The organism is Psychroflexus aurantiacus (genome assembly GCF_010820555.1).
GTDB lineage: Bacteria > Bacteroidota > Bacteroidia > Flavobacteriales > Flavobacteriaceae > Psychroflexus > Psychroflexus aurantiacus.
Genome location: NZ_JAAIKD010000004.1, coordinates 164,673 through 187,680 on the forward strand (window position 1 = coordinate 164,673; position 23,008 = coordinate 187,680).

The window sequence follows — 23,008 nt, forward strand, 5'->3', positions numbered from 1 at the left end:
TTTTGTTTTTATAATCGGTTTAAATTAAAAAGGAGCCTAAAATTAGACTCCTTTTTTAAGTGTGAACTCCTTAGTTGGAGTAAATTTTATTGTAAAGATCCATATATTTTTGTTTGATCACTTTTCTTTTCAATTTCATTGTAGGCGTGAGGTGTTCATTCTCAACGGTCCATTCATCGGGAGTTAATTCGAATTTTTTAATTTTCTCCCAGTTGCCAAACTTCTGATTGTAGAAATCTATCTCTTCCTGGACTCTATCGATTAATTCCTGATGCTTGATCATTTCTGAAAGGGATTCTCCGAGATTTAAATCTTTTCGTTCTGCCCATTCTGTTACAAATTCTTTATTCAGTTGTATCAGGGCTGCCGGCATTTTTTGACCTTCTCCCACCACCATGATTTGTTCTATAAAGCGAGATTGCTTCATGACATTTTCAATGATCTGAGGAGCGATATACTTTCCTCCAGACGTTTTGAACATTTCTTTTTTACGGTCTGTGATTTTCAAGAAGCCGTCTTTATCTATCTCTCCAATATCACCAGTATGGAAATACCCGTCTTTTAAAACCTCATCTGTTTTTTCCTTGTCTTTATAATACCCCATCATAACCTGTGGTCCTTTGACCAGGATTTCGCCATCTTCTGCGATTTTTACTTCGGTATCTGCAATTGGACGACCTACAGTTCCTATTTTGAAACCTCCATCGCGCATATCGTTTACAGACACGACCGGTGAGGTTTCTGTAAGGCCATAACCTTCCATAACACCCATTCCAGCGGCATTAAAAACCCTTGCTAATCTGGGTTGCAAGGCAGCACTTCCGGATGCAATGACCTGCAGATTTCCTCCCAAAGCTTCCTGCCACTTGCTGAAAATCAATTTCCTGGCAAGTTTTAAACGGGTTTCATACCACCAGCCGTTACCTTCGTAAGGTTCGTATTTCAAACCAAGTTCCACTGCCCAGAAAAATAGTTTTTTCTTTACACCCGTAAGATCAGCCCCTTTAGCGATGATTTTGTCATATACTTTTTCAAGCAGCCTTGGCACAGCAGACATCACTTCTGGTTTTACTTCTTTCAGGTTATCGCTTATCGTTTCAATAGATTCTGCAAAATAAATGCTCACACCATTAAACTGATACATATACTGCAGCATACGCTCATAGACGTGACATACAGGAAGAAAACTCAAGGCTTTTGCATTTCCTTTGTCTAGTGGCAGACGCGCAGAGCTGTTGATGGCATTACTGGCAATGTTTTTATGAGAAAGCATTACTCCTTTTGGTCGTCCGGTTGTCCCTGAAGTATAAATTAAGGTCGCTAAATCGTTTTCGGTGACTTCATTCATGATGGAAAGCACCTCGCTTTGATTGCTTTCGTCTGCACCCAGGTCCAAAACTTCTGTCCAGTTTTTGGCTCCTTCTATCTGGTCAAATGTATAAACCTCTATTAGAGATTCAACTTCACCTTTTATAGCCATGACTTTGTCATACACCTCTTTATCAGAGACAAAACAAAACTTGGATTCACTATGGTTAAGCACATACGCATAATCTTCTTCAGAAATAGTCGGGTAAACAGGAACGTCCTGAGCGCCCAGCTGCATGATACCAATATCCATAATGTTCCACTCGGTTCTGTTGTTGGTAGAAATAATGGCGACTTTATCATTAGGCTTTACTCCAAGTCTTAAAAGACCTCGGCTTATTTTATTGAATTGTTCGATGTATTCTTTGGTAGAAGTAGACTTCCATACCCCGTCATATTTGGTTACCAGGGCGTCGGTTAAATTATATTTTTCGAGCTGGTAGTATGGGAAATCAAATAAGCGTTTTAGTGATGCCATGAGGTTTTTAATTTTATCAAGGCAAAATAATAAATATTTGCTTTAAATTCTACTAAAACTTTTTTTTAAACAAGACAATTTTACGAAATTCTTAAAGCTGATTTTAGGTAGCTGTAAATCAAATCCTTGGAATTAAAACCCCAGGGCAGTATCATCTCCCCGATAATCAGCACCTCCCTGTAGTTTCCCATTTGGTAATTTTAAAATGGCATCTACTTTCCCTAAAATTTTAGACTCTTGTTGAATGACCTTATAATTTCTAGCTCTTAGAGAGTCCAGTAAATCAGAGTCAAATCCACGGGGTTCAAATGTGATTTCATCGGGCAGCCATTGGTGATGAAACCTGGGCGCATTGACGGCCTCCTGCATAGACATATCAAATTCGTACACATTTAAAATAGTTTGAAGTACAGAGGTGATAATGGTGGATCCTCCAGGCGAACCCAGGCTCATCCAAAATTCTCCCTCCTTTTCCACGATGCTGGGGGTCATGGAACTCAGCATGCGTTTTCCAGGCTCAATAGCATTGGCTTCTGCACCAATGAGTCCGAACATATTGGGAAAGCCAGGTTTTGCGCTAAAATCGTCCATTTCGTTATTCAGAAAAATACCGAGTTCATTGCTGTAAAGTTTAGATCCATAAGCGCCGTTTAGGGTCGTGGTTGCAGCAATCGCATTGCCGAATTGGTCTACGATGGAGTAGTGGGTGGTTTCTTTACTTTCGTTATAGCCCTGGATATCCCCATGTTCAATGTCTTTTGAAGGTGTAGCCGTTTCAAAGCTAAACTCCTGCATGCGGTGTTTCAGATATTTTTTGCTGAGAAGACTATCCCTTGGGATGTCGACAAAATCCGGATCGCCCAGATAAAAACTTCGGTCTGCATAGGCTCTGCGTTCTGCTTCAGCAAGCAACTGAATATATTTTGACGAGTTATGCCCTAAACTTTCCAGCTCATAATCTTCGAGCATTATTAAAATCTGACCTAATACAATGCCCCCACTGGAGGGAGGAGACATGGAAATGACATTGAGGTCTTTATAAGAGACTTCAATGGGTGCTCTCCACACCGCTTCATAGGCTTTCAGGTCCTGAAGGCTTATAATTCCGCCATTTTTTGAAATAAACTCTACCAAAATCTCTGCCGTTGTTCCATTATAAAATTCAGAACGTCCATGTTTAGAAATCCGTTCAAGGGTATTAGCCAGAGCGCTATTTCTATGCGTGTCTCCGCTTTGAAATGTTCTGGAATACAGGATAGAGTCTTTATTGACTTGTAAGAAGGTAGATTGGAGTGTATTAAGCATATCCGCCTGCTTCGAAGTCACCACAAATCCGGTTCTGGCCAGGTCAATACTTGGCTGAAGTAATTCTGCCATCGGTAAAGACCCGAACTTCTCATGCACTTTAAACATGCCTGCGACTGTTCCGGGAACTCCAATGGCCAGACTTCCCAGTCGGCTCAGTTGTGGGTCGGGAACGCCCTCTTTATCAAGATACATGGTCTTGGAGGCCAATGACGGAGCCATTTCCCGGTAGTCTAAAGCACCGGTTTGGCCATCATGGGTCCTGTACACCATAAAACCGCCTCCGCCAAGGTTACCTGCAAAAGGATAGCAAACCGCCAGGGCCATTTCTGTCGCCACCATCGCATCAAAGGCATTTCCGCCTTTTTTCATGATATCCAGACCTATCCTGGAGGCTTCCTCACGTGCAGAAACCACCATAGCAGAGTCTGCGACGATGGTTTTTATTTCATTTACTTCTTTTTTAGGTTCTTTCTCTGTGCAGCTTAAGCAAAAAGCTGCCATGAAAAAAAGGCTGTATGATCTAATCCTTAGTCCTTTCATATTTTATTCAATAATTATTAAGCATTGAATCTAAATAAAATTATGATCAATCTTTCCTTTCCTTAAAAAAACATGTTAATGCCTCTTGCCTTTCCAGGTTCCTCCGTATTTGTAATGCGGGAGGTTCTGCCGCTTCTCTAAACAAGCCTTACAGGCGAAAATCCATGTTTTGCCCTTTTCAATTTGGATGCGGTACAGTATCTCAAATTCTTCCTGACAAATAGCACAGACTTTGGTTTTCAACAGAGATGAATTAGCGTGTGAGTCTCGAAATGAGTTCACTGTGTTTGGGAAATTTCTGCTGAAGTTGCTGGCGTTCCGCTAATGCAAAATCCTTAAAATCAAAGCCGGGAGCAACCGTACAGCCAACGAGTGCAAAGCCTTTGTTAGGTTCAATTTCAGCAGCAAACCAGTGCTGAGCAGGAACCACAAACTGAGGGGTTTCTCCTGCTGAAAAATCCCCTCCTATTTTGATATTGGAGTAGTCTCCTTCAGGAGAAATCATGTGAAGTGAAATTCTTTGCCCTAAATAAAAATGCCAGGCTTCATCCTGATTGACTTTATGAAAGGCTGAAAACTCATCAGCTGTTAACATAAAATAGATGCAGGTACATACACTTCGATCTGACTCAAATTCTGAAGGCAACTCGTTTTTAGAAATGGAAAGATCACTTCTGTAGGTTTCTTTGAAATAACCGCCTTCAGGATGTTTTTTTAAATCTAATTTTTCAATCAATTGTTCCTGAGTGAGCATAGGTTAAGCTTTTTCGAACCAGGATTTTGCATTTTGAAACGCCTCAATCCAGGGAGAAACCTCGTCGGTTTTTCTGTCCTTGGGATAATGTGCCCAGTTCCAGGAAAAGGTCGATCGCTCCAGGTGTGGCATCATCACCAGATGTCTTCCAGTTTCATCACAAAGCATGGCGGCATTATAATCTGAGCCATTCGGATTGCATGGGAATTCCTCTCTGAAGTATTTTGCAGGTATCGAATATTGATGTTCTTCCATTGGCAAATGGAATTTACCTTCCCCATGAGCGGCCCAAATACCCAGCGTAGAGCCTTCCAGACTCTTCAGCATGACGCTGTTGCTTTCAGAAATTGTGACCGCTGTAAAGCGACATTCAAACTTTCCTGAGTCGTTATGTAACATTTTCGGTTTTTCTTCATGATGCGGTGTGATTAGTCCAAGCTCTACAAATAGCTGACATCCGTTACAAACCCCAAGCGATAAAGTGTCTTCCCTGTTGAAGAAATTACGCAAAGCCAGATTGGCGTTTTCATTGTATTTGAAAGCTCCGGCCCAGCCTTTGGCACTGCCCAGGACATCAGAATTGGAAAATCCTCCAACGGCTGCAATAAACTGGACATCTTCCAGGTTTTCTTCGCCAGACATCAAATCGGTCATGTGGATGTCTTTCACATCAAACCCCGCCAGATGCATGGCTCTGGCCATCTCACGTTCAGAATTCGAGCCTTTTTCTCGTATGATAGCAGCCTTGATGCGTTTTCCCTCTACTGCTTTTAATGTTCCATCAAAATGCGCCGGGAAATTGAAGGTCAAGCCGTTATTTCTAAAGTTCTCGTGACGCTCTTTGGCTTTTAGTTCTCCACTCTGATGCTTATCAAACTCATAAGAGGTCTGTAACCAGTAGTTTCTGTAGGTATTGACATCAAAACTCAGGTTTTGCTCATCAAGAGCAATGCTTAGCTTACCGGTTGAGTTTACTTCTCCGAGATACAGGGGATGTAGGTCCAGTTCTTTAAAATCAGCAGTTAAATCTCCATCTGCCTGAAACACAATACCTGTATTTTCAGCAAATAAGAGTTTGAACACATCTTTTTCTTCAAAGGCTTTGAAATCCAGTTCAGCGCCTAAATCATTGTCAGCAAAGCACAATTCCAGCAAGGTGGTGATGAGGCCTCCCGATGAAATATCGTGACCGCTGACTAGTTTATGTTGTTTGATCAGTGTTTGAATGGCATTGAATTTCTTTTTGAATTCAGAATCTGCATTGACGGATGGGGCCTTATTTCCAACCTTATTCAAAAGTTGATAGAAAGCCGAGCCGCCAAGTTCCAGGTCATGCTGAGAAAAATCCAAATAATACACTGAACCTGCTTCTTTTTGAAACATCGGTTCAATCACACGGGTGATTTCATTACAGTGTCCGGCCGCAGAAATAATCACCGTTCCCGGGGAAAGCACTTCCTGGTCTTTATAACGCTGCTTCATCGATAAGGAATCCTTACCGGTTGGCACATTGATTCCCAGATTTATGGAAAATTCTGAAACGGCTTTTACAGCATCATAGAGTCTGGCATCTTCGCCTTCATTATTACAGGGCCACATCCAGTTTGCTGAAAGTGAAACCGAAGTTAATCCTTGTTCTAAAGGCGCCCAGACAATATTGGTCAGGGCTTCAGCGATGGAGTTTTTAGCACCTGCAACAGGATCGATTAACCCAGATACAGGGGAGTGGCCAATCGAACTGGCAACTCCTTCTTTGCCGTTATAATCTAAGGCAACCACCCCACAGTTGTTGAGGGGGACCTGCAAGGGTCCAACAGTTTGCTGAACAGCAACGCGACCAGAAACACATCTATCGACTTTATTCACCAGCCAGTCTTTACACGCGATGGATTCCAGCTGAAGCAAGTCTTCAACGTAAGTGTATATCGTATCTGTATCGAATTGAGCAGAGGCATAGGTTCGTTCTACTCTGCGATCGGTCATGATGGTTTTAGGGGAACTCCCAAACATATCCTCGAGCTTGAGATCCAAAGGTTTTTCCTGTGTTTTGGAATTTTTGAATACAAACTGATGGTCATCGGTGACCGTTCCTACGCGATACATCGGAGATCGTTCCCGTATGGCCACTTTTTCCAAAAATTCGGAGTCTTTTTTTCCAATCACCAGACCCATGCGTTCCTGAGATTCGTTACCTATGATTTCTTTGGCGGAAAGCGTTGGATCGCCCACGGGAAGTTTATCAATATCGATATGACCACCCGTATCTTCAACCAATTCACTCAAACAGTTCAGGTGACCACCAGCGCCGTGATCATGAATGGAGCGAATCGGGTTTTCTTCGAGTTCGACCATCGCACGAATGGCATTGGCCGCTCTTTTTTGCATTTCGGGATTGGATCTCTGCACGGCGTTGAGTTCGATACCGCTTTCGAATTCGCCGGTATCCGCAGAAGACACGGCAGCACCTCCCATACCAATTCTGTAGTTGTCGCCCCCCAGTATTACGATATCATCGCCTTTTTTGGGAACATCCTTTAGAGCCTGATCGGCTTTGCCGTAACCAACACCACCGGCTAGCATGATGACTTTATCGTAGGCTAAAAACCGATTATGTTCCTCATGTTCGAAGGTGAACAAAGAACCGTTGATGAGCGGCTGACCAAATTTATTTCCAAAATCTGAGGCGCCGTCGGAGGCTTTAATCAGGATGTCCAGTGGACTCTGGTACAGCCATTCCCGTTTAGGGATTGCTTTCTCCCAGGCCTTGGAATCGGTATGTCTTGGGTAAGAGGTCATATATACAGCAGATCCGGCTAATGGTAAAGAGCCTTTACCGCCGGCAAGCCGGTCTCTTATTTCACCCCCGCTACCTGTGGCAGCTCCATTGAAGGGCTCTACCGTAGTCGGGAAATTGTGGGTTTCTGCTTTTAGAGAAATTACAGAATTGAATATTGAATTTTTATATTCTGAAGCCATTTCAGGACGGATAGGAGCAAACTGCTCAACCTGTGGTCCTTTGATGAAAGCTACGTTGTCTTTATAGGCCGAAACGATACTGTTGGGATGCGTTTCAGAGGTTTTACGAATGAGTTTGAAAAGCGATTCAGGCTGCTCTTCGCCATCAATGATAAAGGTGCCGTTAAAGATTTTATGTCTGCAGTGCTCTGAATTGACCTGAGAAAAACCAAAGACTTCAGCATCGGTTAATTTACGGCCCAGTTTTTCGGAAAGGTTTTCCAAATAACTGACTTCTTCCTCATTAAGCGCCAGGCCTTCCTGTTGATTGTATTCCGCTATGTCATCTATATCTAGAACAGGATCAGGTTGGATATCAATGGTGAAAATTTCCTGATCCAGGCCATCATACTTTTGAAAAAGCATTTTATCGAAATCCTTCTCTTCCGAAGTCACCTCATAAAACTCCTCAATTCTCTGAACATCATCGATTCCCATGTTTTGAGTGATTTCCACAGCATTGGTGCTCCAGGGGGTAATCATCACCTGACGCGGTCCGATAAACTGCCCGTCGATCTGTTTTTCATCAACGAATTGAGCATCGCCAAATACCCATTTGAATTTTTTGATGGTTTCGTAATCTGGACGTTTTACAAGAGAAACTGCGAAGTAATGCGTCGGTTCAGCTTTAAAGAAAATGATCATTCCGTTTTGGATTTGAGTTGTGTTCTGACGCCTTCAAAATTACGATAAATATGTGAGTATTTTTAAAAATTGATTAAGTTTGAAACTGAATTTACCTAAACTCCAGTAGCGGACAGTTCATCATACAATTAAATGACCACTTGAAAAACGCCACCTTAAAATGTCTTGCTTTATTTTTTCCTTTTCAGTTGCTTCTGATTTATGTGCTGAAACAAAAGCCTGCCTGGGTCGAAAAATATTACAGTGAAGGTTTATTTCTGGTCTTATCTCAACTTCAGCATTATCTGACGTCCTGGATACCTTTTTCGCTTGGGGATTTGTTTTATTCAGCGCTTGTCATACTTATGCTGGTATGGTTGTTCGGCTTAATTAAGAGCAGGTTTAGAAAATTAGGCACACGGTTTTTAGAAGCTTTGGCGTTTGTGTCTTTAATTTACTTTCTGTTTCATCTGTTCTGGGGCTTCAATTATTACCGCCTGCCTTTGCATCAGTCTTTAGGCATCTCCACAGAATATACCCATGAGGAGTTACTTGATTTCACCTGCGATTTGATTCAGAAAACCAATGTTTTACATGCTGAACTGGCCAAGAGTGACAGTGTGAAAGTTGACTATGAATTTAAGCAGGGTCAACTTCAGCAATGGGTTTTTGAAGCCTATACCAACTCAACCAACGAAGATCTGAAAATCCCGTTTCGAGTAGAAAATCTAAAAAAATCTATGTTTTCCCTGCCGCTTTCCTATGGAGGCTTTAGTGGCTATGTTAATCCGTTTACCAACGAAGGACAATATAACTATAAAATTCCCACGTATAAACTACCTACAACCATGGCACACGAAATTGGTCATCAGCTGGGATACTCCAAGGAAAATGAAGCTAATTTTATAGCCTCTGTCATCACTATGCAGGACGATAACAGATTTTTGCGATACTCGGGTTTAACTTTTGCTTTGAAGTATAGTCTCAATGATATGTATAAAAAAGATCCTCTTTTATCGGAAGCTCTTATCGCAGAACTCCGTCCTGGAGTTATGAAAAATTATAAAGAAGTTCAGGAATTTTGGCAAGCCTACACCGGTCCTGTAGAATTAGTTATGGAAACCGTCTACGGGAATTACCTCAAAGTCAATAACCAGCCACTGGGTATGAAAAGTTACGACTATGTCGTGGCTTTACTTGTCAATTATTATCAACAATAAAAGTATTAATCTCTAAATCAAATTTCAATGAAACAAAACATCTTTCTTTTATTTTGCTTATTGAGTGCTGGTCTTTTTGCTCAGGATTATTTTCCCGAGAACAAAGGAGTCAAGACTCGGACCAGCAATTACACCGCAGTTAAGTCTGCCATCATTCATGTCTCCCCCTCACAAACCATTGAAAACGCTACCTTGCTTTTCAGGGATGGGGAAATCGTTGAAGTTGGTAAAAATGTAAGTCTTCCCGAAAACACAGTAGTAGTAGATGCGAAAGGCAAACATGTCTATCCTTCTTTTGTGGAAGTCTATTCAGATTTTGGAATTAAGGAGATTGCCACTGCGCCAAGAGCATCTCAGCCACAGTATGACCCAAACAGAAAGGGCTATTACTGGAATGATCACATGAGGCCGGAGCAGTCTGCAAAGTCTCATTTTAAATTTGATGAGAAAAAAGCAGAGAGCATGCGTAAAGCAGGTTTTGGTGCGGTTAATACGCATATAGCCGACGGATTTATGAGAGGAAACGGCGCTTTATTTGCTCTGGCTGAAAGCGAAAATTTCAACCAAAATCTGTTGAAAGATAAGTCAGGATTTTACTACGAGTTTAGTAAAAGCAAGCAGTCTCGTCAGGCCTATCCCAGCTCGATTATGGGATATACAGCCTTGCTGAGACAGTTTTACCATGATGCTAAAGCTTATGAAAACGGCCTCATAGAAGAAAAAGATCTGGCTATTGAAGCTTATCTGGCCAAAAAGAACATGCCTCAATTATTTTCGGTAGACAATTATTTAGATGCCTTCAGAGCTGATAAAATTGGAGATCAGTTTGGTGTTCAGTATACCATCATCGGGTCTGGAGATGAGTATAAACGCATAGAAGACCTGAAGGAAATTAATGCCCATTTCATTTTACCGCTTAAGTTTCCTGAGGCTTACGATGTGGAAGATCCCTTCTTGAGAGAATATCTTACGCTTGGAGATATGAAACACTGGCAATATGCACCTTCCAATGCAAAAATTCTTGCAGAGAACGGCGTTGATATTTCGTTTACGTCTAAAGGACTAAAATCCCCGGATGAATTACTTAAGAATCTGAAGAAAGCGGTTGAACGCGGCCTGGATAAGCAGACTGCTCTTGCTGGTTTAACGACTCAGCCTGCCAAAGCCATAGGTGCTTCCGAACTTTTAGGAACCTTAGAAAAAGGTAAGATCGCCAACTTTATCATTACTTCAGAAGAACTTTTTGAAGAGGATTTCAAAATTTATGAAAACTGGGTTCAGGGACAACGTCACCGTCTGCAGCCTATGGATGTGATTGACATATCAGGGACATACGATTTGGTTTTGAATGATAAAACCTATGAATTAACCATCAAGAATAAATCGGGTAAATTTTCTGCTGAAGTCAAGCAGGATACCTTGAAGCTTGGAAGTAAACTCACGTATGAAGACGAATGGATGACCTTAGTCTTGAGTGATGCCGACAAATCCAAAGAAGAATATGCGCTTCTTACCTCAAAAATTCAGCCTTTCCAGGCAAATTTTGACGGTAAAGCCATCTTAGGGGATGGTAATACGACAAGATTTAGAGCCATTCAAAAACAAACTGAATCCACTTCAAAACAAGAAGAGGAGGACAATAAAGAAGAAGAAAAAGCTATGGAAATGCTTTCCATGACTTATCCCAATTCGTCGTATGGAAGAGCTTCTGCCCAGTCGCAACCAGAGCGTATATTGATTAAAAACGCAACGGTTATTACCGGGGAAGCGGAAGGGACTCTGGAAAATACCGATGTATTATTGAAAGACGGAAAGATAGCTAAGATTGGTAAAGACTTAAGTGATGGAAGAGCTGAGGTTATCGACGGAACCGGTAAGTTTTTAACCGCCGGTATCATAGACGAGCATTCTCACATAGCCGGAACATCGATCAACGAAGGCGGACACAATTCTTCTGCTGAAGTGACTATGGAAGATGCCGTAGATCCCGATGATATCAGTATTTACAGATCTTTGGCTGGTGGTGTAACCAGTATTCAGTTGCTTCATGGTTCTGCCAACCCTATTGGCGGACGCTCTGCAGTTTTAAAACTCAAGTGGGGAGAAAATGCTGAGGATTTAATTTATGACAACACCCCAAAGCACATCAAATTTGCTTTAGGAGAAAACGTTAAACAATCCAACTGGGGTGGAAACTCAAGATTTCCACAAACCCGAATGGGAGTGGAGCAGGTCTTTAGAGATTATTTTACACAGGCTAAAGCTTACGGTGAGAAAAAAGCTTCAGGAGAAGCCTATCGTCACGATGATGAAATGGAAACATTACTGGAAATATTAAATGGTGAGCGTTACATCAGCTGTCATTCCTATGTTCAAAGTGAAATCAACATGCTGATGAAAGTCGCCGAAGAATTTGATTTTACAGTCAATACCTTCACGCACATACTGGAAGGCTATAAGGTAGCAGATATTATGGCAGAACATGGCGCTGGTGGTTCAACCTTCAGTGACTGGTGGGCTTATAAGTACGAAGTTAATGACGCTATTCCTTTTAATGCAGCCATCATGCACAACCAGGGGGTAACCGTAGCCATTAACAGTGATGATGGTGAAATGATTAGACGTCTAAACCAGGAAGCAGCCAAATCCATGAAATATGGCGGAGTTCCAGCGGAAGACGCCTGGAAATTTGTAACCCTGAACCCTGCAAAACTGCTTCATATTGATGACAGAGTAGGAAGTATCAAAGAAGGGAAAGACGCCGATGTGGTGCTTTGGAACGGAGATCCGCTATCGATTTATGCTACACCCGAGAAAACCATTATTGAAGGGGTTGTTTACTTCGATATCGAGAAGGATTTAGCCATGAGAGAGCGAGTTCAGGAGGAAAGACAATTCTTAATCAATAAAATGATGAAAGTCAAAAACAAAGGCCTGAAAACCCAACCGATTAAGAAACAAGAAAAAGTTTTTCTTCACTGTGACAGTTTAGATGACATTAACCATATACACGAATAAGATGAATTATAAACACATACTGACAAGTTGCTTTATTGCGTTAGCCCTGGTATTTTCAAGTCAGGCGCAACAAACACCAGCACCTAAACAAACCCAGGCTATCTCAATAGTAGGGGGTACAGCGCATATTGGAAATACAGACGTGGTTGAGAACTCCGTTGTTGTTTTTGAGAATGGAAAGATTACCTACGTAGGGACCGATGTGTCTGAAGCCAAAGGCAAGCTTATAGATGCCAAGGGGAAACACGTATATCCAGGATTTATAGCACCAAATGCTACCTTAGGCCTGGTTGAAATCGATGCGGTTGCGGCCACAAATGATGAAGATGAACTGGGGAAGATGCTTCCGCACGTGAGAAGTTTGATAGCCTATAATGCCGAAAGTAAAATTGTAGAAAGCATGCGTCCAAACGGCGTTTTGATGGGACAGATCACTCCAAAAGGCGGACGTATTTCAGGAACCTCTTCTGTGGTTCAGTTTGATGCCTGGAACTGGGAAGATGCTGTAATCAAGGAAAATGATGCGATTCATATGAACTGGCCAAGGGGTTTCAGCCGAAGCGGAAACTGGTATGATGCCGACAGGGTATGGGAAAAGAATAAAGACTATACCGGAGAGATAGACGAAGTGGTGGCCTATTTTAATAACGCCAGGGCTTATGTTCCCGGATCTGCCGATAAAGATCTAGAATATGAAGCTATGGCCGGGTTATTTGATGCTTCCAAGGCTCTGTTTATTCATGTAGAAGGTGAAAAAGAAATCAGAGATGTCATCAGTTTTAAACAAAAAATGAAACTGGACAGAGTCACTATTGTAGGCGGATATCATGCCCACAAGGTAGCTCAAGATCTGGCAGCAAACGATATTTCAGTCCTTGTTCAGCGTACGCATCTGAATCCGAATTTTGAAGATGATGATTATGATTTGCCTTATAAACTGCCTAAATTATTGCATGATGCAGGCGTTTTGGTAGCCCTTGAGGGTAGCGGACGTATGGAGCGTATGAATTCCAGAAACCTGCCGTTTTATGCGGGAACTGCTGCAGCTTTTGGCGTTGACAAGGAAATGGCAGTGCAAATGATAACCCTCAATACTGCCAAAATTCTGGGTATGGAAGATCGGATTGGATCTTTGGAAGTTGGCAAAGACGCTACGCTTTTTGTAAGTGAAGGAGATGCGCTGGATATGAGAGGCAATATTCTGACGGATGTTTACATTCAGGGAAGAGATGTGAGCCTGGAAACTCACCAGACTGAATTGTATGAACGCTATTCAAATAAATACCAGGATTAATTGTATTTAAATGTTATGTTGAGCGCAGTCCAGACATTTGTTAAAGACCTTTCGACTGGGCTCAAGGTAGCGTAATTTATAGTTTTAACTTAAAGTCATAAAAAAAGCTGTTCTAAATGAGCAGCTTTTTTTATGCTTTAAATTCTCCTTCTCATCAAATATAGTATTTTCGTTTTATGGATACGAAAACCCTACAAACTCCTATAGAATATCTTAAAGGCGTCGGTCCGGGCCGGGCCGATTTGCTCAAAACGGAGTTGGGTATTCACAGGTTTCAGGATCTGCTTCAGTTCTTTCCTTTTCGCTATATCGACAAGTCTCGATTTTATAAAATTTCTGAGCTGCAGGATACGTCTGCTGAAGTTCAAATCATCGGTAAAATCACCAATGTGCGAACCCTGCCCATGAAACGCGGTAAACGCCTGGTAGCCGATTTTGAAGATGAAACAGGGTCTATGGAACTGGTTTGGTTTCGCGGCCATAAGTGGATTCTTGAAAACTTGAAAATCGACACGCCTTATGTGATTTTTGGTAAACTAAATCACTTTAAAGGGAGTTTTTCGATGCCACATCCTGAGATTGATGAGCTTGACAATTCTAAAATCAAATCTCAAATCCGGCTTCAGCCGGTCTATCCTTCCACCGAGAAGCTGAGTAAGCGGGGAATATCCAATCGAGTCATCAGCACCTTGATTTTTGGCTTGCTCGAACAGGCTAAAACCTTTCAGGAAACTTTACCCCATAATGTCTTATCCGATCTGAAAATGCTTTCCAAAACGGAAGCCATGCGCCATGTGCATTTCCCTCAGTCTGCAGAATTGCTATCCAAAGCACAATTTCGGCTGAAATTTGAAGAGTTCTATTACATCCAGCTGCAGTTGCTGAGAAAAAATGCGGTGCATAAAGCCAAAATCAAGGGATTTCCCTTTGAACAGGTTGGTGAGTATTTTAATACCTTTTATAAGTCGGTGCTGCCTTTTGAACTGACCAATGCTCAAAAGCGCGTGTTAAAAGAAATTCGAAAAGACCTGGGCAGCAACGCCCAAATGAACAGACTGCTGCAAGGCGATGTGGGGTCTGGAAAGACTATAGTGGCCCTGATGACCATGCTCATGGCCATTGATAACGGCTTCCAGGCTTGTCTGATGGCACCAACAGAAATTCTGGCAACTCAGCATTATGAAGGCTTATCAGAACTTTGTGAACCTATTGGGGTTGAAGTTGCATTGCTTACGGGTTCCACCAAAAAGAAAGACAGAACCATCCTGCACGAACGTCTTCGTAACGGGGACTTACACATTTTGATAGGCACGCATGCCCTGATTGAAGACACGGTTCAGTTTAAAAATCTGGGTCTGGCAGTGATCGATGAGCAGCATAGATTTGGAGTGGCTCAGCGGGCTAAACTCTGGAAGAAAAATTCATTGCCGCCACACGTCTTGGTGATGACCGCGACACCCATCCCCAGAACACTTGCCATGAGCCTGTACGGAGATCTGGATGTGTCTGTCATAGATGAATTACCTCCTGGTCGGAAAGCCATCAAAACCGTGCATCGCTATGACAGCAACCGATTGAAAGTGTTTAAATTCATCAAAGATGAAATCGATAAAGGGCGGCAGGTGTATATTGTGTATCCCTTGATTGAAGAATCGGCTAATTTTGATTATAAAGACTTGATGGATGGTTATGCCAGCATCGAACGGGAATTCCCAAAGCCGAAGTACCAGGTGTCTATTGTTCACGGCAAGATGAAGCCCGAAGATAAAGCTTACGAGATGGAGCGTTTCGTGAAAGGTAAAACCCAGATCATGGTGGCGACCACGGTGATTGAAGTGGGTGTGAATGTGCCCAATGCGAGTTTGATGATTATCGAAAGTGCCGAACGCTTTGGTTTGTCACAGCTTCACCAGTTACGTGGCCGGGTAGGACGAGGGGCGGAGCAAAGCTATTGTGTGCTCATCACCGGTAAGAAGTTAAGTTCTGATGGGAAAACCCGAATGGAAACCATGACGGCTACCAATGACGGCTTTCAGATTGCTGAGGTGGATTTGAAATTGCGTGGTCCCGGAAACCTGATGGGCACCCAGCAAAGCGGAATTCTGAACTTAAAAATAGCTGATTTGGTCAAGGATAATCAGATCTTAAAAACCGCCAGGAGTTATGCCCACCATGTCATCAAAGTTGACCTCAACTTCCAGATGGACGAGCACAAGATGATCAACCTGACTTACCGAGCGATGTTTAAAGACCAGACAATCTGGAATTATATTAGTTGATTTGATTTTCATTTAAAATCGAATAACGTACTTATAGAACCAAATTTTGGAAAATAATTATCATGCTGATCAAAATAGTTTAAAAATGCAGCGGCTCATAACTTAGTGGTAAATCAGCTGAATTCGTTTTATAATATTCTTGGTAAATTTTAATTTGTTCATGCCCGCCCCAGATAACAGGAACCAAGTGAATATTCCCGTCATTCTTCAAATTAGATTTTTTATCTGCTACTTTCCTTTCTAATCTGCCGTTAATGAATTTTTTATACTATTTACTTCATTTTCGATTTTTTTTGGATTTATTTGAATGTTTAGAACCTCAATTAGAACTCTCTTTTTTGGGTTTTGAATCATCATATCAAAGTCAACCGATTTACCATTTGGCAGAATTTTTTCAACTTCTGACAAAGAAAAATTGTTCGTTTTTTTAGTGTCTATAACACTGAAAGTTCTCCTAAATAATTTAAATATTTAGAATCGAAGGAAATGAGTAAATTTTCAATCGTTCTTAAGATTAACTTCTTTTCGTTTTTGTCTCATAGCAATTTTAATTGAAGAAATCATCCCTTCAAGCAGTAGGCTTAAGCTATTGAGTCGCTTTAAGAAATGTATTTCATAGCTTTAAATTATAATGTTTAAATTCAGCATAAAAAAGTCAACTCCAGAATATACCTGAAGTTTTAAACTAAATCTGTATTTTTAAGTCCTAGAATAAATAATGAACTCTATGAAACATTTAAAGTTTGGTTTGCTCTTATTTTTGCTGTGCGCGGTTTCCAGCGTGATGGCTCAATACGATGTGAAAGCCAATTACGACAAGCAGGAAGTAGCTATCGAAATGCGTGATGGCGTAAAATTGCATACGACCATTTATACGCCAAAGGATAAAACGAAAGCCTATCCGATATTGATGCAGCGAACGCCCTACAGTTCCAGACCTTACGGGGAAGATCAGTACAGACGCCAAATCGGTCCAAATAAATTCCTGATGGAACAGGGAAACATCATTGTGTATCAGGATGTGCGCGGACGCTGGATGAGTGGAGGAACTTACGATAATATGCGTGCCTATATTCCCAACAAAACAGGAAAGCAGAGCGATGAAGCCTCCGATACTTACGATACCATAGACTGGCTGGTGAACAACGTGGAAAACAACAACGGAAACGTAGGAACCTGGGGTATTTCGTATCCGGGTCATTATGCGGCCATGTCGGTGTTATCCGATCATCCCGCTTTGAAAGCAGCTTCGCCTCAGGCGCCGATTGGTGACTTTTATTTTGACGATTTTCACCATAACGGAGCTTACTTGCTGAGCTACTGGATTGCCACTTCTGTATTTGGTTACGACAAAGAAGGACCAGTCACCGAAGCCTGGTACTCGGTGCCGGATATTGGCACAAGAGATGCCTATCAATTCTTTTTGGATATAGGTCCGTTGAAAAACCTCGATAAATATTATGGTGAAGACAATGTGTTCTGGCAGCAACTGAAAGATCATCCGGACTATGATGAATTCTGGCAAAAGCGCGGACTGGTTCAGCACATGAAAAATGTAAAACCAGCGGTACTGACTGTCGGTGGTTTATTTGACGCGGAAGATCTTTACGGACCTTTTGAAATTTATAAGAGTCTGGAAAAGAACAGCGATAACTATAATGCTTTGGTGTTTGGACCGTGGAGTCATGGAGACTGGGCCAGACTGAAAAAGAGACAGGCGGTGGGAAATATTTTTTTTGGAGATAACTTATCCGAAAACTTCCAGCTGGATTATGAAACCGAATTCTTTAATCACTTTTTGAAGGGTGAAAAAGAATTTGATATTCCTGAAGCTTCGGTTTATGATACCGGCGCCATGGAATGGAACGCTTACGATATGTGGCCGCCGGAAAATGCGACCGCTACGGATTTCTACCTCGTGGATAATCAGAATCTGAGCATGGAACCAAAACCGGATTTTGAAAATAAATTTGTAAGTGACATTACCAAACCCGTGCCGTTTACGGAGGACATCAAGGTAACCTTTACCCCAAGAAAATTCATGACCGACGATCAGCGTTTTGCAGCCCGTCGTCCGGATGTGATGGTATATGAAACCGAAGTCCTTCAAGAAGACATGAAATTGTCTGGCGAGATTATGGCCGCTTTGGAAGTGGCGACCACGGGTACGGCAGCCGACTGGATTGTAAAAGTCATTGACGTATATCCAGCAGATGCCGAAGATTCTGAAGAAATGCAGGATCACCTGAGGATGAGTAATTACCATATGATGGTAAGAAGCGAAGTCTTCAGAGGTCGTTACAGAGAGAGTTTTTCTGATCCGAAGCCATTTGTGCCAGGTAAGAAAACCAGCGTTGACTTTGCTTTGCAGGACATCAATCATACCTTCAAAAAAGGCCATAAGTTACAGATACAGGTACAGAGTACCTTTTTTCCTTACATCGATAGAAATCCACAGAAGTATGTCGACAATATCTTTGAAGCGGATGAAGAGGACTTCGAAACGCATACGCATACCATTTATGGAGATTCCAAAATCGTGCTTCCTGTGGTGAAGTAAAATGCATTATTTAATTAACGGAAAACCCCAGAGCTAGCGCTTGGGGTTTTTTGGTTGAAGTCTGGTCTGATCTTCTAGTTTCTAATTTGAGTGGGATGAAAGCACCCCTAAAATCCCTTTAAGGGAATAATTTCGAGAATCTCCTCCCTTGCCTGTATTGAGTTTATAGAAGTAAGGAAGGTTAGGTGGGGGATCTATCAGTGATTTAATATCGGAGTTGTATAGGGCTAAAAGTTCTCTTTTTGGGGCTTACGCTTTCCGCTCTGAGGAGCGCAAAGCGTCGGGCTTTTCGTTGCAATGCTTCATCCCAAAATCTATAAAACTAAAAGTCACAACTGTCTTCAAAGGTCGCCAGCTGGACTTTAGTTTTATTAACTTTTGGTCTTGCAGGATTTTCACTTCAATCCCTAAGCCGTGAGCTATAGCTGAAAAACAAAAGACCTCGAGTTTGTGCTCGAGGTCTTTTTGGGTATTGAACTAAATACTGCTAATGGATTAGTAATTTTTGTGTTTGAGACTGTGCTTCATGAGTGTATCTAACAAAATACAGTCCAGTGTTGAGGTTATTGGTTTCAAAACGATAATTAGCATCAAAACCACCTTTATAGTCTTTAAGCAGTCTACCATTCATGTCAAATAACTGAACTTCATCTACTTTATTTGAAATAGAGAAGTAGTCCTTTGCAGGGTTTGGGTACACACTGTAATTAAGTGCTGATACCTCATTTGTGCTTAAGGTAGACACGGCATTGCCAAAGATTTTAAACTCACCTGCAGGTATATTAATCCCATCGGCTGTATTGGTTACAGTTATGGAAGCAGAGCCAGTTTCATCCATCAAATCATACCAGGTTCCTGTATAGGGGAAATCTGGAGTCACCGTTTGATCTACAACATCAAAATTGGCTAAAACAACTACGTCTCGAAGTTCATTTGTTGGTAAATTAGGATCAAAGACATAAATTTTAGGTGTTAAGGTACCCCCGGAATTGATGGTATAATCTCCTTCAAACACAGCCTCTTCGATTTTTAGCTGGTGCAGTCTTGCCCAGTCCTCGTAAACTTTTCTTCTTACGGGTTCATTTAACCAGTTATTCACCCACTGTGGTTGAGGCTTAGTGTCTAGTTTACAATCCCCGTCGGTTCCGCCAGGCAGATTGACACTGCCGTCACTACATGTAAAAATTGAATTTTCCATACCTAAATCGCCAAAATGCCATATCATTTTTGGACCAGGGATGGGTATGGTCACCGCTCCAAGTGCAGACATTCTTGAGATGGCAGTACTTAACTCTCTCACATTGTGGTTTGGGTTAGAGGCTTTCCCGTACTGCACATTTTTAAACATCAGGCGTTCTTCGTCATGGCTTTCTGCATAGCCCAGAAGTCTCGGGGCATCGAAGCCTCTGGATTTATGACCCATGCCTGAGATGTTGTTGTCAGAATTATAACCCATCGTGAGTTGATTGTATGGATTGGTCATTTTCCCCCATAGCATGATTCCTTTTCCTTCATCCAGTCTGTAATTTGCCCATTGCTGCTCCTCAGTACTCCCGCCAAGATGCTCAAAAATCACATAGTGGGTATCATCCAAAGACCAGGAATAATCGGCATAAGATTTCAGGACGTCAATTCGGTCCTGTTGATAGGCATTTGTACATGACTCATCGGATGCAGTACAGTTTTGCGTAAAGCCTTTGGTTAAATCCCATCGAAAGCCATCAATTTTAAATTCCTCCACCCAATGTTTTATAACTCTTTTGCTATATTCCTGAGTTAAAGCACTTTGATGATTAAAGTCGTTTCCAACATTATAACTATGTCTCGGGCTAGTATTAAAGTAAGGGTTTTCAGCAGTAGGTCCACCCCAGCCATCACCATCGGGATCATCCATCCACATTCTTACCAGTGGGTTTCTCCCAAAAGCGTGGTTTAAGACTAAATCGAGAATCACAGCGATATCATTTTGATGACATAAGTCTATAAATTCCTTCAACTTATCCTCAGTACCGTAAAATTTGTCCAAAGCCATATGGAAAGCTGTATTGTATCCCCAGCTTTCATTTCCTTCATATTCCATCACCGGCATTAGGTGAATGGCATTGATATTTAAATCTTTGAAATAATCGATTTTGTCTATCAAATCCTGATAATTTCTATCGGCATCAAAATCTCTAATCAAGACCTCATAAACGATCAAATCTTCTATTTTGGGTTTCTGAAAATCGGTGACCTGCCAGTTATACTCTGCCTGTCCGGTTTGCAGAACCGTAACTTCACGTTCCTGTCCGTTGGGATAAGCGGGTAAGTCTGGATAAGATAAAGCCGGTATACCCGGATCGTCAAATGGAGATAGAACCAGGGTCGAAAATGGGTCGGCAGTTTTGACTACTTCTGGAGAGCCTTGTACCGGAGTTTCATCAACCACCCAGTATTGGTAGGTCTCAATTTGTCCTGGAGTTAAACCTGTCAGGCTTATCCAAAACTTATTATCTCGGGTAGCGTCCACATTCATCAAATAATTGGAATCCGGGCTGTAATCGTTGAAACTACCAGCCACATAAACATAATCTTTATTTGGAGCATTGAGTACCAATATGGCTTCTGTATCGCTTATGTAATTAATACCTTCACTGTAATCTGCAGGCATGGGAGTAGACGTCACCCCTGGGTTCGTAAGTACAGAAAATTCTCTTATAAAGCTTACCCCATTTTTAGTTGCTTCCAGGGTATAGTTTTTATTTTCTGAAATATTCGTATCTGTAAAAGAATAGCTGCTTGTGGTTTGCTGGTTAATAATACTGCTATTTGCACTTAAAGTATAAGAAGCATCACCACCAGAATTAGAAGCACTTATTGAAAAATCACCTCCAGTGCTTATAACACTCAAATTTTCGGTAGGTGCATTTAATGTGAATTGAAAACTACCCACATTGGTTAAGTAATCCTGTGTTTTTTTATCTCCTGTTCCATTTTTTGCCTTAACAAGCATTCCTATTTCTACAATGTCGTTTGCATTGTAGAAGGTGGTAGGCGTCATCGTATACGAATAGGTGCCATCGCCATTGTCTGTCATTTTCTGGGATTCACTGGAGTTCGTCCAATCTCCGTTTGTCGGAGAATCAGATTGTGTTCCACTGGAATTTTTATACCATGCCCATAAATAGACATCGGTGACTCCCCATATACCGGGATCTACATCTGAAACGCTAATGGTGATCTCTTCATTTTGTTCAAACGTTGATGGCGTGATTGTAAAGTTTGCATTTTGAACTTGTGCAAAACTTATTATTGTAAAAAATAATGTCGCTAAAAGTAAAGTTCTTTTCATGTTTTTTGGATATAAAAAAGGCTATCCCAAAGAGATAGCCTTAAATTTAATGTTGTCATTTATTCTACTATTGCAATCAACATATAATTTCCAGTCAGGTCATTAAACCAAACTTCGTAAGTTCCAGCCGTAGTAGGGATATTAGGTCCATTTATACTTCCGTAACCTGAAAACTCAGTATTTCCACCCCAGTTTACTCCCCAGTCATCTTCTGCTCTAAATTTCACCTCTCCGTCGAAAAGTGCAATCTCAGAGATGTACCAAATGTGTGGATCGAAGGTAGATTGTGTCATATCTATATCCTGATTCCAGCCTTCGTCAGTTCCGGTAGTTCCAAAGCCTATAAGACCAACGGTGTTATAAGTTGCCGATCCTGCAGCATCAAAAGGAGCTATACTGTGCGTTTTGTTTTCGGTATCCACTTCCAGCGTGTAATAACCGTCACCATCAGCAATGGCGAATGCTCCAGGATCACCTCCTAAGTCTTCGCTGGTTTCAAGACTTCCGTCTTGCAGCCCCCATTGTGGTTGCCATGCACCTCTCTCTTCGAGTAATTTAAACTCTCCGTTTATAAATCTACCGGTATAAGTAAATACATTTTCATTATCCGGGTTCCTAACCATTGGGAAATTGTTGTTGTTATTGTCCCAGCCTGAGGCGACAGAACTACCCACTAGATATAAGTTAGGAAGAACTGGCAGTGGCTCTGGTCCGCCTGTAGAAATAATAGTCACCATAAGCGTGGTTACTTCTGAAGTAGTCTCAGGAGAGTTCTCTGCATTTTCAGTACCGATCTGAGCTCTTACGCGAAAGAAAAGCTCGCCGGTATCTGGATTTTCTGTCCCTGGATCATTATCAATTCCAGCGGCATCAGCTAAGCTTAATAGCTGTCCAACAGTTATGGCAGCCTGCTGATTTGTTGTTTCTGCCAAAACCACAGGTGTTGTAAATTCAAAATCAATTGAACCCTGTAGTTCATAAGTTACTGGGGTTGGCACTCCAAAATCAGGAGCTTCCCAGGTGAAACGTTCAGCATTGTTTTGAGCGATTAACGGACTCAATAAGTATTCACTTGAAAAATCGTTGGTAAACGAAATCTGTTCTGGTGGGGCTTGGGTAGTGAATTCGATTGTATCATCATCACTACAAGCATTAAATGCAACTATTGCAAAAAACACCATCATCAATTTTAAAATTTTATTTTTCATCATTTTTAGTA

12 protein-coding genes are annotated in these 23,008 nt (G+C 41.6%); 5 read left to right on the forward strand and 7 right to left on the reverse strand.

Going from position 1 to position 23,008, the window contains the following annotated elements:
• Window positions 1-70: 70 nt before the first annotated feature.
• The 4 genes from G3567_RS08280 to purL form a co-directional block, all read right to left on the reverse strand.
• Window positions 71-1,846, reverse strand: a complete 1,776-nt coding sequence (locus G3567_RS08280) for an AMP-dependent synthetase/ligase (RefSeq protein ID WP_164004865.1) — start codon at window positions 1,844-1,846, stop codon at window positions 71-73.
• Window positions 1,847-1,978: 132 nt separating this feature from the next.
• Window positions 1,979-3,655: a gamma-glutamyltransferase gene (gene ggt / locus G3567_RS08285; RefSeq protein WP_164004866.1), complete on the reverse strand. Its 1,677-nt coding sequence runs from the start codon at window positions 3,653-3,655 to the stop codon at window positions 1,979-1,981.
• A gap of 292 nt (window positions 3,656-3,947) precedes the next feature.
• Window positions 3,948-4,448 (reverse strand): cupin domain-containing protein, encoded by a 501-nt coding sequence (locus G3567_RS08290; RefSeq protein ID WP_164004867.1) that lies wholly within the window; start codon window positions 4,446-4,448, stop codon window positions 3,948-3,950.
• Between the two features lie 3 nt (window positions 4,449-4,451).
• Entirely contained in the window at window positions 4,452-8,108 is a 3,657-nt protein-coding gene (gene purL, locus G3567_RS08295; RefSeq protein ID WP_164004868.1) for a phosphoribosylformylglycinamidine synthase, read from the reverse strand.
• Window positions 8,109-8,248: 140 nt separating this feature from the next.
• On the opposite strand from purL, the gene G3567_RS08300 reads away from it, so the two are divergent.
• From G3567_RS08300 to recG, 4 genes are all read left to right on the forward strand, one after another.
• Entirely contained in the window at window positions 8,249-9,307 is a 1,059-nt protein-coding gene (locus G3567_RS08300) for a DUF3810 domain-containing protein (RefSeq protein WP_164004869.1), read from the forward strand.
• A 27-nt stretch (window positions 9,308-9,334) separates the two neighbouring features.
• Window positions 9,335-12,325 (forward strand): amidohydrolase family protein, encoded by a 2,991-nt coding sequence (locus G3567_RS08305; protein WP_164004870.1) that lies wholly within the window; start codon window positions 9,335-9,337, stop codon window positions 12,323-12,325.
• 1 nt (window position 12,326) lies between these two features.
• Window positions 12,327-13,619: an amidohydrolase family protein gene (locus G3567_RS08310; RefSeq protein ID WP_164004871.1), complete on the forward strand. Its 1,293-nt coding sequence runs from the start codon at window positions 12,327-12,329 to the stop codon at window positions 13,617-13,619.
• A 176-nt stretch (window positions 13,620-13,795) separates the two neighbouring features.
• Complete coding sequence (recG, locus tag G3567_RS08315) at window positions 13,796-15,898, forward strand: ATP-dependent DNA helicase RecG (RefSeq protein WP_164004872.1); 2,103 nt, start codon at window positions 13,796-13,798, stop codon at window positions 15,896-15,898.
• 240 nt (window positions 15,899-16,138) lie between these two features.
• On the opposite strand, the gene G3567_RS08320 is transcribed toward recG, so the two are convergent.
• Entirely contained in the window at window positions 16,139-16,306 is a 168-nt protein-coding gene (locus G3567_RS08320) for a hypothetical protein (protein WP_164004873.1), read from the reverse strand.
• Between the two features lie 319 nt (window positions 16,307-16,625).
• Here G3567_RS08320 and G3567_RS08325 point away from each other — a divergent pair, with 319 nt between their 5' ends.
• Complete coding sequence (locus G3567_RS08325) at window positions 16,626-18,458, forward strand: CocE/NonD family hydrolase (RefSeq protein ID WP_164004874.1); 1,833 nt, start codon at window positions 16,626-16,628, stop codon at window positions 18,456-18,458.
• Between the two features lie 487 nt (window positions 18,459-18,945).
• On the opposite strand, the gene G3567_RS08330 is transcribed toward G3567_RS08325, so the two are convergent.
• Both G3567_RS08330 and G3567_RS08335 read right to left on the reverse strand, forming a co-directional pair.
• On the reverse strand, window positions 18,946-21,789 hold the full coding sequence (locus G3567_RS08330) for an alpha-amylase family glycosyl hydrolase (RefSeq protein WP_164004875.1): 2,844 nt from the start codon (window positions 21,787-21,789) through the stop codon (window positions 18,946-18,948).
• Window positions 21,790-21,848: 59 nt separating this feature from the next.
• Window positions 21,849-23,000 (reverse strand): SusF/SusE family outer membrane protein, encoded by a 1,152-nt coding sequence (locus tag G3567_RS08335; protein ID WP_235923528.1) that lies wholly within the window; start codon window positions 22,998-23,000, stop codon window positions 21,849-21,851.
• Window positions 23,001-23,008 lie beyond the last annotated feature (8 nt).